This is a genomic window from Pararhizobium sp. LjRoot238, assembly GCF_964252955.1.
GTDB lineage: Bacteria > Pseudomonadota > Alphaproteobacteria > Rhizobiales > Rhizobiaceae > Pararhizobium.
In genome coordinates this window covers 39894-58084 of sequence record NZ_CAXUPP020000005.1, presented here as the reverse complement: position 1 = coordinate 58084, position 18191 = coordinate 39894, and the positions used below count along the sequence as shown (strand labels likewise).

The window sequence follows — 18191 nt, the reverse complement described above, 5'->3', positions numbered from 1 at the left end:
AGTTCACATGCGACATACGTGGCGTTGGTTTGGTCCGGTCGACCGGGTAAGCGTACAGGATGCGGATCAGGCCGGCGCGCATGGCATCGTCAGCGCGCTACATCACATTCCGACCGGTGACGTCTGGCCATCGGATGAGATCACAAAGCGGCAGGAACAGGTCCGCGTCGGCGGCCTGGAATGGGAGGTCGTGGAAAGCGTTCCCGTTTCGGAGAGCATCAAGACGCAGACTGGCCCCTGGCGCGAGCACATTTCCAATTGGCAGGAAACGCTACGCCGTCTCTCCGCCGCCGGCATCCGCACGGTCTGCTACAATTTCATGCCGGTGCTTGACTGGACGCGCACCGATCTGCGCTGGACCGCGCGCCATGGTGCAAAGGCCATGCGCTTTGATCGGATCGACTTCGTCGCCTTCGACCTGCATCTGCTGCAGCGGGCGGGCGCTGCCGAGGACTATGATGCAGAAACCCGTGAGCAGGCACAACGGCGTTTCCGCGAGATGACCGACGAGCGCAAACTGGGCCTGTCGCGCAATATCGGCGCGGGCTTGCCAGGTTCCTCCGACGGCTACAGCCTACCGCAACTCAGGGAGCATCTGCAGAGTTACGCGGGGATCGACCGGGAAAAGTTGCAACGGCACCTCATCGATTTTCTCACCGAGGTGACGCCAGTGGCCGAGCAGGTCGGGATCAATATCGGCGCCCATCCGGACGATCCGCCATGGGCGCTACTCGGACTGCCGCGCATCCTGTCGAGTGCCGAGGATTATGCCCACATGCTGCGCGAGGTCGACAGCCCGGCGAACGGCGTCACCTTCTGCACGGGTTCGCTCGGCGCCCGCGCGGCCAATGACCTGCCGGCCATGGTTCGCCAGTTCGCACCGCGGATCCACTTCGTCCATCTTCGCAATGTCCGCCGCGAGGAGCCGGAGACACCCTGCTCGTTCTTCGAGGACGAACATCTGGAGGGTGATACCGACATGGTGGCTGTCATCGCCGAGCTCCTCACCGAGGAAAAACGGCGGCGCGCCGCCGGACGGGCGGACCACCAGATCCCAATGCGGCCGGATCACGGTCAAGAGATCCTCGACGATCTGACCCGCAGTGCCCAACCCGGCTATCCGGCGATTGGCCGCCTGAAGGGCCTGGCCGAACTGCGCGGCATCGAACGTGCCTTGTCGCACGCGACCTATGGGTTGTCCTGATCATGGAACGACTATCCGCATCGACACCGTTGACCGACGATATCGGCAGGCCGCGCTATGATCGCACCGCCTTAAAGCCCGGCATCGTACATATCGGTTTCGGCGCGTTTCACCGGGCACATCAGGCCGTCTATACCGATTGTGCCCTGGAGCAGAATTTCGGCGACTGGGGCGTCATCGCAGTCAGCCTGCGGTCGTTCGGCGCAATCCGGGATCTCAGCGCGCAGGATCATCTGTTTTCGGTGGTGAGCCGCGGGGCTGCGGGTGACAATATCCGGATCATCGGCTCGGTGATCGGCGGGCTGTCCGCCGTCGAGGATCGCGAGGCACTGCTCGCACTCCTCGCCGATCCGGCGATCCGCATTGTCTCGATCACCGTCACTGAAAAGGCGTACGGCATCGATCCGGTCACCGGCGGCCTCGACCATCAGCATCCGGCGATCGCGGCTGATCTCGCCCATCCGGAGACGCCGACGGGTGTGATCGGCTTTATCGTCGAGGGTCTGGCGCGGCGGCACTCGGCCGGGCTTCAACCCTTCACGGTTCTTTGTTGCGACAACCTGCCGACCAACGGTCGCGTTGTCCAACGCTTGGTGATCGAGATGGGCACAATGCGCGAGCCGGCGCTTGCCGCCTGGATTTCCGAGTACGGCGCTTTCCCCTCGACCATGGTGGATCGCATCGTTCCGGCGGCCACGGCGGAGACGCGGCATCGAGCGGCGGCACTACTCGGCGCCGAAGACAAGCTGGCTCTGGACACTGAACCTTTCATGCAATGGGTGATCGAAGATCATTTCGTCTCGGGCCGCCCCGCCTGGGAGGCGGCCGGTGCCCTCTTCGTCAGGGATGTCGAGCCCTATGAGAAGATGAAGCTCAGGCTGCTGAACGGCGCCCATTCGACGATCGCCTATCTCGGCCAGTTAGCTGGCCTCGACTATGTCCGTGACGTCATGGCCGTTCCGCACTATCGGAGCCAGGTCCGACAATATATGGATGCGGCGGCTCGAACGCTCGATCCGGTACCGGGCATCGATCTTGAGGCTTACCGGGAGCAGTTGATGCAACGGTTCGCCAATCCGACGATTGCCCACCGCACGCGTCAGATCGCCATGGATGGCAGCCAAAAACTGCCGCAAAGGATTTTCGCTGCAGCGGTGGACGATCTCGCGGCCGGGCGCGACGGCGCCATGTTCGCCTATGCCACAGCACTGTGGATAGCCTATGTGCTACAAACGCCAGATGTGGAGGACCCGCGCCAACAGGAACTGAAAGCCGCAGCCACAGAAGCGATCCACAACGACGGGCCTTCTGCCTTTTTCGCCATTCCCGGTCTCTTTCCGCCGGCTCTGGTCGAAGACAGAGCTTGGTTGAACCGGTTGAACCGTGAACTGAAGGTGATCAAAAAAACGGCAGACCGGACTTAACTGTTTGAGTAGGTGCGTTCGTCAGAGAAGGACTGTGAATCAGAGCCGAAGGCTTGATCGCCGGTCTGGTTCAGTCTCGCACGGTCAACCTTTCGCATCTTGCCAGCCATGTAAGCGGCACGGCTCGATATGCCTCGAAGTACCGTCGGCTGCAGCGTTTCTTCCAGTTCGTCCGTCTCGATCAGATCACGGCTGCGCGAATCGTGGTGCACATGCTCGACCTGCAGCCCCCAAATACCTGGCACTCGACCGCCCCAGCCTTTGCTCCGGCTCCGTGACGCAGCACAGCGTCACGGATAGGGTCGCCATCATCGGCACCATCGGTGGTGAACTGGCCAACGTCACCATCGATCTTCGAGCAGTTGTTCCACCTGCGATGCGTCACATGTGTCTCTTCGCATCGTGATTGCCGCAGCCGGAATTAAGAGCTACCATCGGCGTGCCGGTCGTCGACGCGGCGCGTTCTGCGGACCGGTATGGGAGAAACGGCCATGTTACGTTCAGTTCTGCTTGCTTTATTATTGTCGGTCATCCCCGCGACCGCTTTTGCCAATGAATGCCCGAGCATCATGGCCGCGATCGATGCGGCCTTGCCGACCGCAACCCTCGCAGAGCCCGATATGACGAAAGTCAAGGAGCTGCGCGCCAAAGGCGAAGAATTGCACGCCGCTGGCGATCATGCCGGATCAATCGCTGCGCTCAACCAAGCCAAGAAGTTGCTCGGCATCTAAGCGCTTCATCGAGCGCGGCGGACGCATTGCTTCCCGATTGGCGACCTTCGCCCCAAAGCCGCGCTCTGGGCGCGCTGCGTGCGGGCGCAAGGGGAAAATGTATTGTCCGGCCAGCGCGGTCTGTGTCCGAGATGCGCGCAATAGTGTAAACAGCACATGAACTTAACAAAAAAATCCATGCAACATTAACCGCCCTCGGCGGACTTCTGCGGTGCTTTCGATAGACCAGCAGAGGCGATATGTTACGAGAACTGTATTCATCCATAGTGCCGAAGTCGCACATGTTTCGTGCGAAGCTGTCGGGGTTCATTTTGAGCCCGCTTGTTGGCATCTCCCTGCGTCTCCTGCAAAACAAGGAAGGGAATTTTGCGATCATGACCGCACTTGTCGCCATCGTCCTACTGGGCGCAGCCGGCGGAGCGGTGGATTTCGCGCACGCGCTCAGCGTACGGAACAGCTTGCAGGGCAACCTGGACGCGGCAGTTTTGGCCGCAGCCCGGGAATCAAAGAGCGCTCAGATCGTCAGGGCCAAGCAGTTCTTTGATGCTGGGACTGTCTCCATGACGGAATATACGCCGCATGCGGAGTTTGCGATCGACCAGGACGGCATTGTCTCCGGGCGGGCGGAGGCGTCGCTGAAAACGTCCCTGCTTTCCGTACTGGCCATCAAGGAGATCTCGGTTTCCGTTCGCGCTGCCGCAGCAACATCCTCTGCTGAATCGTCGGGCACCAAAGCCCCCTGCATCTTGTTACTTGAGCAGAGCCAGAGCGGGTTTTACGTCAATTCAGGTGCGGGAATTCGAAAGACCGATTGCGAGATCCATGTCCACTCGGCGGCATATCCTGCGGCAACCTTCACCGACGGCGGCAATGGACTTGATGTGGCGCGTATCTGCATCAAAGGCGCGCAGGTTTCCTACAACAACAGGCTCAATCCGGCGGTGGAGAAGAATTGTGAGGTCGCCGCAGACTCCCTTTCGGAGAGTTTGCCGGAAGTCAGGGCGCTTGGCTGCGATTCCCAACTGGGCGGACATTTGCCGGACAATCAGAAAACACACAAGCTTTCGCCGGGCATTTACTGTGGCTGGACAAGCGCCAACGGGTCGCCAAGGATCGAATTGAAACCCGGGCTGTATGTTATCAAGGACGGCGGCTGGAGCTTCAATTCAGGCACGACGCTCGTTGGCGAAGACGTGACGCTGTATTTCGCAGATACGTCGAAGATCTTTTTCAACGGTAACGTCAACATCGACCTGTCTGCGCCGAAGGAGGGTACCTACAAGGATATCCTTTTCTTCGAAGCTCCCGGGCTCGCGCAGTCGGACCTGTTGTTCAACGGTACCGACAAAGCAACGCTCAATGGGATCATTCATATGCCAAGCAGAAACGTGCATTTCAACTCGACCTTTGCCATGAACAACGACCGCACGGCCATCGTATTCAATCGCATGAGCATGGATGGTACCAACTGGAATCTGACCCCCCTGACCGAGGTCACTTCGTCTGGTGGTGACGAAAGTGGTAGCGGCGTTCGGCTTCTTTATTGAACCCTGAAGCATTTGGTGGGACCGAATCCCAACCGGGCGCCTGCCGCACCACTCGAGATGGAACTGACAGAGTAGGCCGACAAGCTCGCCGGTCGGTCCGACATGCCGATAGAGCGTTACGCGCTCGATTCCCAACTCGGAACACAGGTCATGTAATCTCACGTCCTCAAGCCCCGTATTTTCCCGCACCCAACCCAGATCTTCCTCGAAGCATTGCTTGAGGCCGCCCCGGGGGAGTCGTTTCGAACGACAACCTCGTGGAACAAGGCTGGCCCGGCATAATTGTCGAAGAAAGCAATCTCACCGTGCAGATCGCGGCCCTGCGAAAGGCACTGCGCAAGACGCCCGACGGTCAGGAGCGGCGGGGAAGGAAAGCGCACGGTATTATTGGGTTTCGGGCTACGGCTGGACGCCTGAGACGCAAAACGGCAATCTCTATCAGCCGTAGAGATAGTTCGGAAGCCAGAGTGCCATGCCCGGCCAGACATACATGATGACCATGCAGAGGATGACGATCAGCATGTAGGGCATCATGCCCGCGAAGATCTGGTTGAGGGTGACGTGCGGTGGCGCGACGCCCTTGAGATAATAAGCTGACATCGCTACCGGCGGCGACAGGAACGCCGCCTGCAGATTGACGAAGACGAGGACGCCCCACAGAACCGGATCGATGTCGAAGTGCCTCAGCAATGGCAGGAAGATCGGCACGAAGATGATGATGATCTCGGTCCATTCGAGCGGCCATCCAAGAACGAAGATGATCGCCTGCGACAGGATCATGAACTGCACCGGCGTCAGGTCGAGCGCCAGTACCCATTGCTCGATGAGCGCCTGGCCGCCGAGGATGGCGAAGACGGCCGAGAAGAGCGCCGATCCGACGAACAGCCAGCACACCATCGCCGTCGTCTTTGCGGTCAGGAACACCGCTTCCTTGGTGCGCTTCCAGTTGAGCGTCCGGGCCTGGAACGCCAACAGGAATGCCCCGGCAGCGCCAACGGCTGCGGATTCGGTCGCCGTGGTGATGCCGAACAGGATGACGGCGAGCACGGTGACGGTGAGAACCCCGAGCGGCATGACGGAGGAGACCAGAAGCTTCACGACCTGCAGGCGATCGGCGGTCATGTTGCGGTAGTAGCGGACGAGGACGACCGCAGCGATGGCCGCGATGATGCCGAACGTCACGTAGAAACTCGCCGCCGGGCCGGCGGCCACCTCCGACGCTGCGTCCGCCGCCGGCGCACCGAGCTCTTCCAGTCCCTCTGGGGCTTCGGCCTCGGCCGAGGCCTGCGGACGGATGACGACATACCACCACACGAGCGCGAGCGTGAACGCTGTCAGCGAGAAGGGTACCAGTGCGGCGCAGGCATTCTTGATCAGCTTCCAATAGGTGAGCCGCCCCTCCTCGGTGTCAATCGCCATCGCCCGCGACGGCGAGAAGAGCGCGGAAAGCAGCCCGACCAACATGTTGCGCGAATAGAGGGCCTCAAAGCTCCTCATCCAGCCGGGCACCGGAACTCTTGTCTGTTCCTCGGGCAAGGCCGGCGCGATCTTCGGGTTGATAGTCGCCCAGCCGAGAACATAGGCGAGATAGAGAAGCGCGAGGAAAAAGCCGGGGAACATAGCGGCGGCGTAGAGTTTGACGACCGACTGCCCCGCAACCGCCGCGTAGACGATGATCATCACCGATGGCGGGATCAGAATGCCCAGCGTGCCGCCGGCGGTGATGACGCCCGACGCGAGCTTCACGTCGTAGCCGGCGCGCAGCATCGGGTTCATCGCGATGACGCCCATCAGCACCACCACGGCGCCGACGAGGCCGCTGGCAATGCCCCAGAAGGTGCAGACAATGAGCGTCGCAACGGCAAGCGACGCGGGCACCCGCCGGAAGGAAAGCTGGATGCTGTAGAACATCTTGTCGACCAGCGCGCCGCGCTCCATCACGTAGCCCATCAGCACGAAGAGCGGGATGGAGATCAGGACGTCGTTGGTCATCGCGCCATAGGTGCGTTGAACCATCAGGTCGAAGACGCGGTTGTCGATCCAGTGCTCGACCGGATTGTAGAAGGCGTAGAAGCCGAAAAGCATGCCTAACCCCATAAGGGTGAAGGCTGTTGGGAACCCCATCATGATGACGATCACGATAAGGATCAGCATGGTCAGTCCGAGGAACGGATCGCTCACCTCTCGATGTCTCCCCCCAGGCCCCGTTGGCGCGCCGCCCTGTCGATGTCCTGGGCGCGCTCGATCGCAGCCTCGCGCGTCTCCGCGTCTATATGCTCGCTCTGTGCCAGTTGCTCGGCGACGACGTCGATCTCCTCCACATCCTTGAGCCGGCGCGGCCATTCTCCGGTCCTGAGACAGACGATGCAGCGCATGATCTCGGCAAGCCCCTGAAGCATCACGAGGGCACCTGCTATTGGAATGACGGTCTTGAAGTAGTAGATCGGCGGCCCCTCCGCCGTCACGGTCGAATGCTCGCCGATCCGCCACGAAAGCGCCGCGTAGTCGTAGCCCGCGTAAACGAGGGCAGCGACGCCGGGCAGGAAGAAGAAGATGTAGAGGACCAGATCGAGCCCGGCCTGTATCCGCGGCCTGAACGAGCTGTAGAGAAAGTCACCGCGCACATGGGCATTCTGTGCCAGCCCGTAGGCTCCGGCGAGCATGAACAGCGTACCGTAGAACATGTTGCTGGCGTCGAAGATCCACGCGGTCGGCATGTTCATGATGTAGCGCTTGAAGACCTCGACGCAGACGAGCGCCATCAGCCCGATGATGAGCCAGGCCGCAGCCTTGCCGACCCACACGCTGATTGCATCGACCGTAAGCAGAAAGTGCTGAACGTACACGCGTGCCCCCGGATAGCGAGGGCGGAAGCGGATTTTTCGGCCCGCATCCGCGCCTCGCCCATTAAAAACCGATCGAACTGTGCGTCAGAGTTCCTTCGACACCCCGTCCTTTCCGAAGTAATGATCGAACACCAATCGCCGGCTGACGACGGTGTCCTGTTCCCATCGCGTCGCCCGCTCTGCAAAGGCAAGCTGGGACTCGAGGATCTCCTTGAATAGCGGGTTTTCCGCCGCCTTCTTCTTCACGACCTCGTCGTAAACCTCCAATTGCCTCTTGAGGATCGCTTCAGGCGTCTTGTAGAACTTGACCTTGTCGGTCGTCTGCATCTCCACATAGTCTTTCGAATAGCGATCGATCGCCTTCCAGGCCATGTCCTGCGAAGCAGCCTCGACGGCGTTGGAGATGATTGCCTTCATTTGTTCAGGCAGCGCGTCGTATTTCGTCTTGTTGAACATGATCTCGAACTGCTCCGCATTCTGGTGATAGCTCTGCAGCATGCAGATCTTCGAGACGTCCGGGAAACCAAGCACCCGGTCGGACGAGGCGTTGTTGAATTCGGCCGCGTCGAGCAGGCCACGATCCAACGCCGCGACGATCTCGCCGCCCGGCAGGGCGTTGACGGCGGCCCCGAGACCCGTGAAGACATCGATCGAGATACCGACCGTGCGGAATTTCAGTCCCTGAAGATCCTCGGCCTTTGCCACGGGCTTCTTGAACCAGCCGAGCGGCTGTGTCGGCATCGGCCCATAAGGGAACGAAACGACATTGGCGCCGATGGATTCATAGAGCTTGGCGAGAAGCTCCTTGCCGCCGCCATATTTGTGCCACGCCAGCAGCATGTTGGCGTCCATTGCAAAGCCCGGCCCGGAACCCCAGAGCGCCAGCGCCGTCTGTTTCCCATAGTGGTAGACGAGCACGCCGTGGCCGCCGTCGAGCGTTCCTTGCGACACGGCGTCAAGCAGGCCGAAGGCAGGCACGACTGCGCCCGCCGGCAACACCTCGATCTTGAGGTCGCCACCGGTCATGTCGTTGACCTTCTTGGCGAAATCGAGTGCGAATTCGTGAAAGATATCCTTTGAGGGCCATGTGCTCTGCCAGCGCATGTTGACCGGCCCCTGCGCCTTGACGACGCTCGGCGCAGCGATCATCGCCGCACCTGCCATGGCCGCGCCGCTCAGAAATTTGCGACGCGACGTCCTCCCCCCAATCTGAGTCCTTCGTTTCATCTCTTCCTCCCGAAAACATCGGCTTACTCGCCCGTAGTCGAGCGGAACCAGGAAAAGGGTGATGCGGTCTTCCCCCGCATCCCGCTCGTTGAGCTAGGGTCTTGACTCTAAACAATACTCTCAATGAGGCCCCAAGCAAGGATTGCAGGGAGGAACGCTCAAATATCTTTGCAGAAAACCTGCCTCGACGAACGGTTTTGTTGCGTAGGAGGGTTGGCCTGTGCTGTTTGTTCACAAACCGTCCGCCCCGGGGCGGGCTGACATCTCTCTCCAACTCGAAACCGCCGGTAACGCATCTAGCCAAGCATCCAGGCTCTCTTGCTTGGTGAATCATTACCGCGGCTGATACGCCTCTGGCGAACAGGGCGCGTCGCCTGCTATCGAAGAAATCCTTCAAGCTTGTCGCGGTCGCGCTCGCTAACAGATAGCCCGCATCGCATGGGCGATATGGCGCGGAAGCTGAGTTATCAGCCGGGCAGCACACTCAGCAGCAGCGCCTCGATTCCTGCGTAAACCGGAACGCACAAGCATCGCCTTTCGAGGCACAACAGTTGGCGGAGTGACAATGGCGTGATGTGACAGCACAGCGGAATGGCCGCACGAACCGAAGAACCCGCGGTGATGTCTTGCGCAACAACAGCGCGATAATTTGATAGTGATCGGTTCAAGCGGAAAACATCAGGGCCAGCAGTCATCACGTGCCGCACAAACAGGCCGGAGACATGACTGCACCCGACCCGCCAGCTCAAACATCGTCCACAGTCACCTTGCCAAACGGGCGCCATCCAGACATGACGTCGCCTCTAACGATTCTTCTGCGACGGGGCCTATCCGCGCCCAGTCGGACACTCCGGATCTTCGTGGAGCGAAGGGATCGTCTCGCAGGTCGCGCCGCGTAGGCGATCTCGCTTGTCGGCGCGGCCCGAAAGCAGCCGCAGCCAAGGCGGCAGGTGGAAGGCGCTCATGAGCAGGTACATCCGCACCATGCCGTTGAGCGGAAAGGTATCCGGCATGGAGGAGCAGATCATATCTGCTTCGCCGTTCACGGACGTGAGAAGCGCCATGACAGCGAAGGTTGGAGCGGCGGCAAGGGAGAGCCAATGGGTTGCACGGGCACCGGCTGCTTTGCCGCCAGAGGCAGCCGCAAAGCCGCTGCCTGCAGCGGGTATCCCTTCCAGCCACCGGTTGGACAGGGAGGACATAGCAGTCAACCCCGGCCATATTCGTCGTGGCGGCGCCACCAGACGCCGTTCTCGTTGCGCCCCAACGGGGCCCGGTCGAGCCACTGATACATGCCCCAGACCCCGTCCAATCCGCGGGCATAGCTGGAATAGGTATGATAGACGGCACCGTCCTGGAGCACGAAGGCGCTGAGCCCAGGCCGGTCGCGCGTATATGTGGCGACGTCGGTTCCAGTCATGGCGGCGATCTGCGCGACCGGGCCTTCGCTGCCGCGCAGCTGCCATTCCTGGACGGACCTGCCGGCGAGCGGCTGAGGCATCGGTGCCTCGCGGTGGAAGTTATATTCTATGCCGCCGTCGCGCTGCTCTTCCTCGGTGAACCAGACGCTGAAATCACGGTTGAAATCGCTACCGAAGGAGGAGGCCCAGGGAAAGCTCCAGCCCATTCGCTCCTTGAAGACCTGCAGCCTGGCGAGCGGTGCGCGTGATACGGCCGCGAAGGCGACGTCGTGGTTTTCGAGATGGACAACGATGCCGTTGAAGCCATCGGCGATCGACGAGCAGGACGGGCAGCCGGCCGTATAGTCAGGCCCGAACATGAAATGATAGACGAGGAGCTGCGAGCGTCCCTTGAAGAGGTCGATGAGTGAGGCGTTGCCGTCAGCCGTCTCGAAACGATAGTCCTTGTCGACCCGCACCCAGGGCAACTCCTGACGCCGCTGTGCCAGCAAGTCGCTGCACCGCGTCAGTTCCTTCTCATCCGCGAGCAGCTCGAGCCGTGCTGCGAGCCATTCTTTGCGTGTCCCTGTCATATGCGTCGTCATCATGCTTCTCCTTTTGCCGTCTGTTGTCGTACCATCGCTGGTGCGAGCGGTTGCTTGGTCGTTAGGAACAGACTAGGGGCCGGGCGGAGGATGGTGGGAGTTACAAGTTTGACGGGATTTCGATGGACTCGATGATCACCGCCGCGGCGCGGCTGCTCGCGACCGGTGATCTTCTCGGCGCATTGAAGAGGGTTGCCCTGCGCGAAGATGCGCCTGCGCTTGCGCTGCGGGGCATTGCGATGGCGCAGCTTGGTGACCTCGTCAGGGCAAAGGCTCTCCTCAAAATGGCCGCCCGTGCCTTCGGGCCGAGAGAGGCGATGGCACGTGCGCGCTGTATCGTCGCCGAAGCCGAAATCGCGCTCGTCTCGCGTGACCTTGCCTGGCCGGCCAAGACGCTCGCCGCCGCGCGGGCGGTGCTCGAAGCCCATGGAGACCGCTTGAATGCCGCCCATGCGCGTCATCTCGAAGTCCGGCGCTTGCTCTTGATCGGCCATCTAGACGAGGCCGAACGGCTGCTCGCCGAGCTCGACCCGACACCGCTTCCGCCTCCATCGAGGACCGCTTACGAGTTGGTCGTCGCCGGGATCGCCGTCCGGCGGCTCCAGACGGGCGCGGCACGCGCGGCCTTCCGGCGGGCGGAAAATGCCGCGCATGAGGCGGGCATTCCCGCACTCGCTGCCGAAGTCGAAAGCGCATCCCAGGTTCTGAAAACGCCTGCCGCGCGTCTGGTCGCCGGGGGCGAGGAACGCTTCCTGCTGCTGGAGGAGGTCGAGGCGCTGCTTGCATCGGGGGCGCTCGTGGTGGATGCCTGCCGTTATGCGGTACGTGATGCAAACACGCTGGTCTCTCTCACAACGCGTCCGGTCTTGTTCGCGCTTGCGCGCGCTCTAGGTGAGAGCTGGCCGGGGGATGTCTCGCGGAATGCGCTCGTCGCCCGGGCCTTCCGGGGGAAGGATGCCGATGAATCACATCGAGCGCGATTGCGCGTCGAAGTCGGGCGGCTGCGAGGCGAGCTCCGCACACTCGCGGACGTGAGGGCGACCAAGGATGGCTTTGCGCTCACGCCGCGCCGTGCCCGCGAGGTCGTCGTCCTGGCCCCACCCGTCGAGGAACAGCATGGAGCTGTACTCGCCTTCCTCGCCGATGGCGAGTCCTGGTCGAGCTCGGCCTTGGCGATCGCGCTTGGGGCCAGCCCGCGCACGGTGCAGCGGGCGCTCGATGCACTGGCGGCGGCTGGCAAGGTACAATCCTTCGGCCGGGGGCCGGCATGCCGCTGGACGACCCCATCTCTGCCGGGATTCCCGTCAACTTTGTTACTCCCCGGTCCACTGCCGAGCGATTAGGATGAACCCATGAAACAGTCTCAAGCCGAAATTCTTCGTGAATATGGGCCGTTTCCACGTGCCGATCGCGTGAATGGCGTCACCTATGATGGAAAGCACATCTGGTTTGCGTCCGGAGACAAGCTCAATGCCTTCGACCCAGCGGTTGGAGAGGTCGTGCGCTCGATCGATGTCGCCGCGCATGCCGGAACGGCCTTTGATGGCCAGCACCTCTTTCAGATCGCCGAGAATCGCATCCAGGAGATCGATCCGAAGACCGGCGAGGTGCTCTCGACGATCCCGGCGCCCGGCAACGGCGGCGATTCCGGCCTTGCTTGGGCCGAGGGGACACTCTGGGTCGGGCAGCATCGCGGCCGGAAAATCCATCAGATCAATCCCGAGACAGGTACAATTCTTCGCACTATCGAATCCAACCGCTTCGTCACCGGCGTGACCTGGATCGATGGAGACCTCTGGCACGGCACCTGGGAAGGTGACGAGAGCGATGTTCGGCGGGTCGATCCCGAGACGGGAGAGGTCTTGGAGCGCATCGATATGCCAGCTGGCTTGGGCGTATCGGGGCTTGAGTCCGATGGCGGAGATCAGCTTTTTTGCGGCGGCGGGAGTAGCGGCAAGATCCGAGCCATCCACCGGCCAGGATGAGGGCCCGCCCGAGCGAACCACGCCTTACGGATGGCATTGATGCACGGATCATTCAACGGTTGGACATTAAGCGGTTGAGACCGCAATCATTGTGATCCGAGGCCATGCCCCGTAAACATAACGCCGCTCGTCGTGTCGAACGATGAAGCAGGTCTTCGCCGACGCGGCAGTTTGACCCTGTGGCTGACGCCGGAGGCGACGGGTGGGTGGGCTGCTGCGCGCCGTACCTCGCGCGGCGGCCAACCACGATATTCCGATCTGGCAATTGAGACCGCCTTGACGCTGGGCATGGTGTTCGCACTGCGACTGCGTCAGAGCGAAGGGGGAGGGATTGCTGGCCTCGGTGCTTGCGTTGATGGGACTGGAACTACCCATCCCCGATCATACGACGCTCAGGCGCAGGGCAAGAACGTGGAAGCCGTCTGCCAGAGGCAATGACATGGAGCCGGTGCCGAAAGGTCCGCTTCATGTGCTGGTCGACAGCACTGGCCTGCAGATCTTCGGTGCCGGCCAATGGCTTGAAGACAAGCACGGTGGCAAGTCCCGTAGGGGCGGCTCGCATCCTCAATCAGGTTTGGGAGGCAGCGTAACGATGACTTCGGCGGCCACCGTCTGAAAGAGACGATCAGCGTGCAGCACTCAGCGAACTGACGGAGGGCAGAATTCGGATTCTGACAAAACCAGCATAAAGACGAGTGATTGGATTGGGAAACGATAGCCGCGAACGTAGCATTCAAAACGCGGATAAAAATCCGCATCGAAGGCTCAGCGGCATCCCGTTGTTTTTTATCAAAAATTTCTACGGCTTTCGCTGTGAGTTAGGTTCTGAACCATCGAATCTGATATAAGGGGGATAAAACGAGGACGTACAATGCCAATTCACGATCCCCGCGCACTTCTCAACCGACTGCTGGAAGAACCCACTGAAAGCGCGTGGCTGGAATTCAAGGTCAACAACAAGGATCCTCGCGAGATCGGGGAATATGTGCCTCGTGTTTCCGATACATGCACCAACGCCCGCTTGCGCCAACCGGGCGTAAATATGGGGCAGATCGTTGGAACTTATTCACATTAAAATGAGACGCGTTGTGCACACCCCCATATTGGTCACAAATCGGTGACACCGATGCTGATAATCGGTAAGAATGGGACTCGGCGGTCGGGAGGAATGTCCGGATTGGAGGAGGAAACGACGGCCTTAGAAAAGGCCAGCGGGCCAGCCATGAACAGTGGTGTCAACGTTCTCAGTTCCAATAGCGGAAAGGGTGTTTAATGAAGGTCATAATTGAAAATACCGTATGCCTGAACACGGGTGACGCGGCAATTTTGATGGCAATACGGCACATCTTAAGATCTGCTTTTGGCAATGACTTGAAATTTATCGTGTTTGACTCGCAGCCAGAGGTTTCGCGACGGCTGTATCCGTCGTCTGCCTATGGAGACATAGAGTTCCGCCGGTTGGTTTCGGAGACGGTGTTCAAGTACAGCCATGGAACGGGCTCCTTCAAGGACGCCGCCAAGCCACATTACAACAAGCTTCTCTTGAAGCTGCTCCGCATCTTTTCGGATGGATCCTTGTCGAAGTTCGGTCTGATCAGCAAGCGCGATCGGGACAGCATCCAGGCTTATCGTGATGCAGATATGGTCATTACCACGGGTGGAACCTACCTGGTTGAGACATATAATCTGGAGAAGCGGCTCAACCAGTTCGAGTTGGACGACATTCTCGGCAAAACGCCGATCTTTTTTACCCAGTCTCTGGGACCGTTCCGCAATCCGACCAATCGCCAGAGGTTGAAGCAGGCCTTCGACAAGAGCGAGCTTATTCTTCTCCGTGACGCGCATTCGAAGGACAATATCTCGGAGGTGGTGGCCGATATCGAGAAATGCCATGTCGTTGCGGATTCGGTGTTCGCTCTGGCCGATACCGCCCGCATACAGGCCGTTCGTTCGGCACCTGCAGGTTCGGGCACAGGTGTCGTGGCGATTTCCGTCAGGAACTGGAATTATGTGAAAGATGGCGAAAACGGAATGGATCGATACATCGATTCCATTCGTGCCATGGCAACTGACCTCGTTCGCGCCTACGGCAAGAAAGTGGTCTTCGTCTCGACGTGCCAAGGCGTGCCGGAATATGCCCATGACGATTCCAAAACGGCAAAAGCAATCTACGCGAGGCTGGACCCGGATGTTGCCGCCAATACCTCCGTGGACGATGGGTTCCATTCACCGGAGCAGTTGATGGCAATGGTGAAAGGGTTTGATTTCGTCGTCGCCACGCGCATGCACATGATGATCATGTCTTTGTGTGTTGGCACGCCCGTGCTCCCGATTGCCTATGAGTTCAAGACGAAGGAGTTGTCGGCGCGCCTTGGGATTGCCGAGCTAACGCTTGACATCAACACGGTCACCGCGGCAAAGGCCAGCGAGACCCTGGCGGCATTTGTTTCGGGGCTCGAGCAGTATCGGCAAAAGAGCTTGAGCTCAGTGCTTGAAGAGCATGCCTCGGCGATGTCCGTTGTGGAACCGTTGAAGCAGGCGTTTGCAAGCCTAGCGGCGAAGCGAAGCGGTTACGTTCTTCCAGCTGGCCAACAGGTTGCGCCGCGAGGCGGGGTAAATCACAGCAAAAACCAAAGCGATGCCGTAGTTTAAGACGACTGCCGCTGAGATCGACCATAGATCGTTCCCGAGCAATTCGCTCTTGGCAAGGGCATCATAACCGAGCCAGGCCAAGAGCGAAGAAACCAGGAACAGACCCTGAATCGACACAAAGTCCCATCCCGTCACCGGGCCTATTCTGTGGAGAAGGACTGCAAGCACCGGTATTCTGAGAACATAGCCGCTGATGGCATAGGCGGCAGCGACGCCTGTTGCGCCCCATGGCAGTCCGACGAAAAACGACAGGACTGCGGTCAGCGACGAGTAGATGCCCCAATGGAACATCGTTTTTGTTTTGCCCTGGCAAATGAAGATCCACCCGGTGGTGTTCCCGATAGGTTGAACCAGACTTGCTATGCCAAGCCAGGCAAAAATCGGCGTAACGGGCTGCCATTGCGGGCCGAACAAGAAGGTCACCACGGGACCGCTGGCGCAAGTCAGGGCGCCGATGCCCGGCATGGTCACGGCGGCCAGCAGCCAGTTCGTCCGCATGTAGATGTCTCGGAACCGCGGCTTGTCGTCCTGAATGCGGCTCAGCATCGGTATCATTACCCGCGTCAGCGGTTGATTAATGTTTTGTAGCGGAAACAGCAGAAGCTTGTAGGCCCGGTCGTAGTAGCCGAGCTCGATGGTGCTGGAGTACTTGCCGACCAGAATATTGGGGAGATTTCGGGAGAAGAAGTTCACCAGATTAAACCCGGTGAGGTTGGCGCCGAAGGAAATGATGTCGCGGTCGACGCGCAGTGTCGGCCGGCCAGGCATCCAGCCGGTACTGAGCCACGCCGACAGCAGCACGATTGCTACGGCCACGGCAGGACCGATCGCCAGCGACCAGTAACCGAACCCCAAATAAGCGGCGATCGCAGTGACGGCAAAACCACCGACCGTGGACGTCACGTCATTGATTGCCAGCTGGGTGAACTGGAGGTTCCGGTTCATCAGCGCGAGTGGCAGCGCGGCCAAGCTGCCGATCAGCAACGGCAACGCTGAAGCGATGGTGATCGCTGTCATTCGTGGATCGCCGTAGAACGCCGCAACCGCCGGTGACAGGGCCACCAGCACGGCGGTTGAACCCAGACCGACGGCAGTGCTGACCCAGAACACCTCGTTGAGCTGCTCGGGCGTGATGTCCTTGCGCTGGATGACGGCCTGCTGCAGCCCCATGTTCTGAAACAGGCTGATGAAGGCGGCGATCGGGCCGACCGAGGCCATCAGGCCGAAATCCTCCGGCACCAGCAAGCGAGCCAGGACAACGACCGACAGGAACTGCACGACCATCTTGATAATCTGGGAGCCGGCTGTAACAAGCCCGCCGCGCAAAGCCGTTCGTCCAAAGGAGCGCTGGTCCATGGTGTTCACTTTCATTTCCCTGCTTTAGCGACGTCGCTGACGATAGTCGCGAAGCGGTCGTTCAAGGTTTCGGCATTGTATTCCTGTTCGACCTTCAGGCGCGCATCCTGAGCAAACTGCTCACATTGTTCCGGGTGTGTCGCAATCCAGAGGATGGAATCTGCAAGGGCCGCAACGTCTTTCTCAGGCGCGAGAAAACCGGTCTTGCGATCTGCGATCAACTCTGGAATGCCCGAGTGATGGGTGCTGACGACGGTGAGGCCGGCGGCCATGGCTTCCATGAGGGCGACGGGAATTCCCTCGACGTCCCCGTTGCCCGCCGTGACGCTGGGCAAGACGAAGACATGGGAACGCCGCAGTTCCTCCTTGACCGTGGCATGGGGCAGGCTTCCCGTGAACGCGACACGGTCCGTGATGTCACCCTCGGCCGCGATTTGCTGAAGCTGCTCACGATTGGGACCGTCGCCCACGATCGTGTACTGCCAATCGAACTCTGGTTTTGATTTCTTGACTAGGCTCATGGCCCGAAGGGCAAACTCCACGCCCTTCTTCTCGATCAGCCGGCTTACGGAAATAAGTCGTAGCGTCACCTCGCGCCGTGACTGGGGCGTGAACGGTATCTGTGTTACGTCGATGCCCATGCGGTGCACCGACACCTTCTGATCAGAAGCGCCGGCCTCGATGAGAAGCCTGCGGAAGTAATCGTTGACCGGCAGGTTGAGCGATCCAAACTTGAAAAGATCACGGTACTCGCCAAGTCGCTTTTCATGAAGCGGAACGCCAACGTCGTAGCCGTGAAAAACCGTTATGATCGGGGGAGTGATCAAGCCTCTTTTCTTGAGACGCGCAACCCGCGCACCATTATGTCCGAAATGGGCGACGATCACGTCGAAACTATTGAGACGACGGACCGACAGCCTGTCGAGAAGCGTAGAGGCCTTGTCCCTCAGTCCGCTCGGGAGAGTTGCGATCCTGGAGCGGAGACCCGCTGCAGGCCCCCACCAATCCCGTGTCCCCGCCATCAGTGTCGACAGGGGTTCGACGGAGGTGTCGATATGAGCTTCCGGCGCAATGCCGTTGCAGACGACACCCACCTCGAAGTTTCGCTGAAGCAAACCTGCCATCTGATTGATAACAAAGGTCTCGGAGAGTGCAGGAAACCTTCCAACAACATAACCAACGCGCATATGAAGCCCTTTGGATGTGATCCGAGA

At 60.1% G+C, this 18191-nt stretch carries 16 protein-coding genes and 4 pseudogenes; 11 read left to right on the top strand and 9 right to left on the bottom strand.

Annotated elements, in window-relative coordinates:
- Window positions 1-7: 7 nt before the first annotated feature.
- Together uxuA and ACSQ3F_RS27960 are read left to right on the top strand one after the other, a co-directional pair.
- On the top strand, window positions 8-1204 hold the full coding sequence (gene uxuA, locus ACSQ3F_RS27965) for a mannonate dehydratase (RefSeq protein WP_436103419.1): 1197 nt from the start codon (window positions 8-10) through the stop codon (window positions 1202-1204).
- Window positions 1204-2628, top strand: a complete 1425-nt coding sequence (locus ACSQ3F_RS27960) for a mannitol dehydrogenase family protein (RefSeq protein ID WP_436103521.1) — start codon at window positions 1204-1206, stop codon at window positions 2626-2628. Before uxuA ends, ACSQ3F_RS27960 begins: the two co-directional genes overlap by 1 nt.
- Here the strand turns inward: ACSQ3F_RS27960 and ACSQ3F_RS27955 are convergent.
- Window positions 2625-2873 (bottom strand): hypothetical protein, encoded by a 249-nt coding sequence (locus tag ACSQ3F_RS27955; protein WP_436103418.1) that lies wholly within the window; start codon window positions 2871-2873, stop codon window positions 2625-2627. The two genes, ACSQ3F_RS27960 and ACSQ3F_RS27955, sit on opposite strands and share 4 nt — an antisense overlap.
- A 231-nt stretch (window positions 2874-3104) precedes the next feature.
- Between ACSQ3F_RS27955 and ACSQ3F_RS27950 the strand changes: the two genes are divergently transcribed.
- Window positions 3105-3359 carry a hypothetical protein gene (locus ACSQ3F_RS27950; protein ID WP_436103417.1) on the top strand — a complete coding sequence of 85 codons (255 nt, stop codon included), beginning with the start codon at window positions 3105-3107 and terminating at the stop codon, window positions 3357-3359.
- 281 nt (window positions 3360-3640) lie between these two features.
- Window positions 3641-4906 carry a TadE/TadG family type IV pilus assembly protein gene (locus tag ACSQ3F_RS27945; RefSeq protein WP_436103416.1) on the top strand — a complete coding sequence of 422 codons (1266 nt, stop codon included), beginning with the start codon at window positions 3641-3643 and terminating at the stop codon, window positions 4904-4906.
- An 81-nt stretch (window positions 4907-4987) separates the two neighbouring features.
- Here the strand turns inward: ACSQ3F_RS27945 and ACSQ3F_RS27940 are convergent.
- Window positions 4988-5071 (bottom strand): annotated as a pseudogene (locus ACSQ3F_RS27940) (recombinase family protein); the annotation flags it as partial.
- A gap of 12 nt (window positions 5072-5083) precedes the next feature.
- On the opposite strand from ACSQ3F_RS27940, the pseudogene ACSQ3F_RS27935 reads away from it, so the two are divergent.
- A pseudogene (locus ACSQ3F_RS27935) lies at window positions 5084-5265 on the top strand (winged helix-turn-helix domain-containing protein); the annotation flags it as partial.
- Between the two features lie 79 nt (window positions 5266-5344).
- Here ACSQ3F_RS27935 and ACSQ3F_RS27930 read toward each other — a convergent pair.
- The 3 genes from ACSQ3F_RS27930 to ACSQ3F_RS27920 form a co-directional block, all read right to left on the bottom strand.
- The gene (locus tag ACSQ3F_RS27930; protein WP_436103415.1) at window positions 5345-7087 is read right to left on the bottom strand and encodes a TRAP transporter large permease; all 1743 of its coding nucleotides are present in this window, start codon (window positions 7085-7087) and stop codon (window positions 5345-5347) included.
- Window positions 7084-7752: a TRAP transporter small permease subunit gene (locus tag ACSQ3F_RS27925; RefSeq protein WP_436103414.1), complete on the bottom strand. Its 669-nt coding sequence runs from the start codon at window positions 7750-7752 to the stop codon at window positions 7084-7086. The genes ACSQ3F_RS27930 and ACSQ3F_RS27925 overlap by 4 nt, the downstream gene beginning before the upstream one ends.
- An 84-nt stretch (window positions 7753-7836) precedes the next feature.
- Window positions 7837-8979, bottom strand: coding sequence for a TRAP transporter substrate-binding protein (locus ACSQ3F_RS27920; protein WP_436103413.1), 1143 nt, complete (start codon window positions 8977-8979; stop codon window positions 7837-7839).
- Between the two features lie 341 nt (window positions 8980-9320).
- On the opposite strand from ACSQ3F_RS27920, the pseudogene ACSQ3F_RS27915 reads away from it, so the two are divergent.
- A pseudogene (locus ACSQ3F_RS27915) lies at window positions 9321-9492 on the top strand (IS110 family transposase); the annotation flags it as partial.
- A gap of 314 nt (window positions 9493-9806) precedes the next feature.
- Here ACSQ3F_RS27915 and ACSQ3F_RS27910 read toward each other — a convergent pair.
- Both ACSQ3F_RS27910 and ACSQ3F_RS27905 read right to left on the bottom strand, forming a co-directional pair.
- Complete coding sequence (locus ACSQ3F_RS27910) at window positions 9807-10181, bottom strand: hypothetical protein (protein WP_436103412.1); 375 nt, start codon at window positions 10179-10181, stop codon at window positions 9807-9809.
- 5 nt (window positions 10182-10186) lie between these two features.
- On the bottom strand, window positions 10187-10984 hold the full coding sequence (locus tag ACSQ3F_RS27905; RefSeq protein ID WP_436103411.1) for a DUF899 domain-containing protein: 798 nt from the start codon (window positions 10982-10984) through the stop codon (window positions 10187-10189).
- Window positions 10985-11106: 122 nt separating this feature from the next.
- On the opposite strand from ACSQ3F_RS27905, the gene ACSQ3F_RS27900 reads away from it, so the two are divergent.
- The 5 genes and pseudogenes from ACSQ3F_RS27900 to ACSQ3F_RS27880 all read left to right on the top strand — a co-directional run bounded on the left by ACSQ3F_RS27900 (window position 11107) and on the right by ACSQ3F_RS27880 (window position 15621).
- A complete protein-coding gene (locus ACSQ3F_RS27900) occupies window positions 11107-12327 on the top strand; it encodes a helix-turn-helix domain-containing protein (protein WP_436103410.1) in 1221 nt (406 codons plus the stop codon).
- A 9-nt stretch (window positions 12328-12336) separates the two neighbouring features.
- Window positions 12337-12969 carry a Vgb family protein gene (locus tag ACSQ3F_RS27895; RefSeq protein WP_436103409.1) on the top strand — a complete coding sequence of 211 codons (633 nt, stop codon included), beginning with the start codon at window positions 12337-12339 and terminating at the stop codon, window positions 12967-12969.
- Window positions 12970-13073: 104 nt separating this feature from the next.
- Window positions 13074-13519, top strand: a pseudogene (locus ACSQ3F_RS27890) (transposase); the annotation flags it as partial.
- A gap of 321 nt (window positions 13520-13840) precedes the next feature.
- Entirely contained in the window at window positions 13841-14044 is a 204-nt protein-coding gene (locus ACSQ3F_RS27885; RefSeq protein WP_436103408.1) for a hypothetical protein, read from the top strand.
- 197 nt (window positions 14045-14241) lie between these two features.
- Entirely contained in the window at window positions 14242-15621 is a 1380-nt protein-coding gene (locus tag ACSQ3F_RS27880; RefSeq protein ID WP_436103407.1) for a polysaccharide pyruvyl transferase family protein, read from the top strand.
- On the opposite strand, the gene ACSQ3F_RS27875 is transcribed toward ACSQ3F_RS27880, so the two are convergent.
- Together ACSQ3F_RS27875 and ACSQ3F_RS27870 are read right to left on the bottom strand one after the other, a co-directional pair.
- Entirely contained in the window at window positions 15520-16977 is a 1458-nt protein-coding gene (locus tag ACSQ3F_RS27875; protein ID WP_436103520.1) for a lipopolysaccharide biosynthesis protein, read from the bottom strand. The genes ACSQ3F_RS27880 and ACSQ3F_RS27875 overlap by 102 nt on opposite strands.
- A gap of 11 nt (window positions 16978-16988) precedes the next feature.
- The gene (locus ACSQ3F_RS27870; protein WP_436103406.1) at window positions 16989-18164 is read right to left on the bottom strand and encodes a glycosyltransferase; all 1176 of its coding nucleotides are present in this window, start codon (window positions 18162-18164) and stop codon (window positions 16989-16991) included.
- Window positions 18165-18191 lie beyond the last annotated feature (27 nt).

Excerpts from the sequence above, each read along its gene's own strand:
- uxuA (WP_436103419.1), top strand. The coding sequence starts at position 8 with ATGCGACATACGTGGCGTTGGTTTGGTCCGGTCGACCGGGTAAGCGTA.
- ACSQ3F_RS27950 (WP_436103417.1), top strand. The coding sequence starts at position 3,105 with ATGGGAGAAACGGCCATGTTACGTTCAGTTCTGCTTGCTTTATTATTG.
- ACSQ3F_RS27945 (WP_436103416.1), top strand. The coding sequence starts at position 3,641 with ATGTTTCGTGCGAAGCTGTCGGGGTTCATTTTGAGCCCGCTTGTTGGC.
- ACSQ3F_RS27920 (WP_436103413.1), bottom strand. The coding sequence starts at position 8,979 with ATGAAACGAAGGACTCAGATTGGGGGGAGGACGTCGCGTCGCAAATTT.
- ACSQ3F_RS27910 (WP_436103412.1), bottom strand. The coding sequence starts at position 10,181 with ATGTCCTCCCTGTCCAACCGGTGGCTGGAAGGGATACCCGCTGCAGGC.
- ACSQ3F_RS27905 (WP_436103411.1), bottom strand. The coding sequence starts at position 10,984 with ATGACGACGCATATGACAGGGACACGCAAAGAATGGCTCGCAGCACGG.
- ACSQ3F_RS27900 (WP_436103410.1), top strand. The coding sequence starts at position 11,107 with ATGGACTCGATGATCACCGCCGCGGCGCGGCTGCTCGCGACCGGTGAT.
- ACSQ3F_RS27895 (WP_436103409.1), top strand. The coding sequence starts at position 12,337 with ATGAAACAGTCTCAAGCCGAAATTCTTCGTGAATATGGGCCGTTTCCA.
- ACSQ3F_RS27885 (WP_436103408.1), top strand. The coding sequence starts at position 13,841 with ATGCCAATTCACGATCCCCGCGCACTTCTCAACCGACTGCTGGAAGAA.
- ACSQ3F_RS27880 (WP_436103407.1), top strand. The coding sequence starts at position 14,242 with ATGAAGGTCATAATTGAAAATACCGTATGCCTGAACACGGGTGACGCG.
- ACSQ3F_RS27875 (WP_436103520.1), bottom strand. The coding sequence starts at position 16,977 with ATGGACCAGCGCTCCTTTGGACGAACGGCTTTGCGCGGCGGGCTTGTT.
- ACSQ3F_RS27870 (WP_436103406.1), bottom strand. The coding sequence starts at position 18,164 with ATGCGCGTTGGTTATGTTGTTGGAAGGTTTCCTGCACTCTCCGAGACC.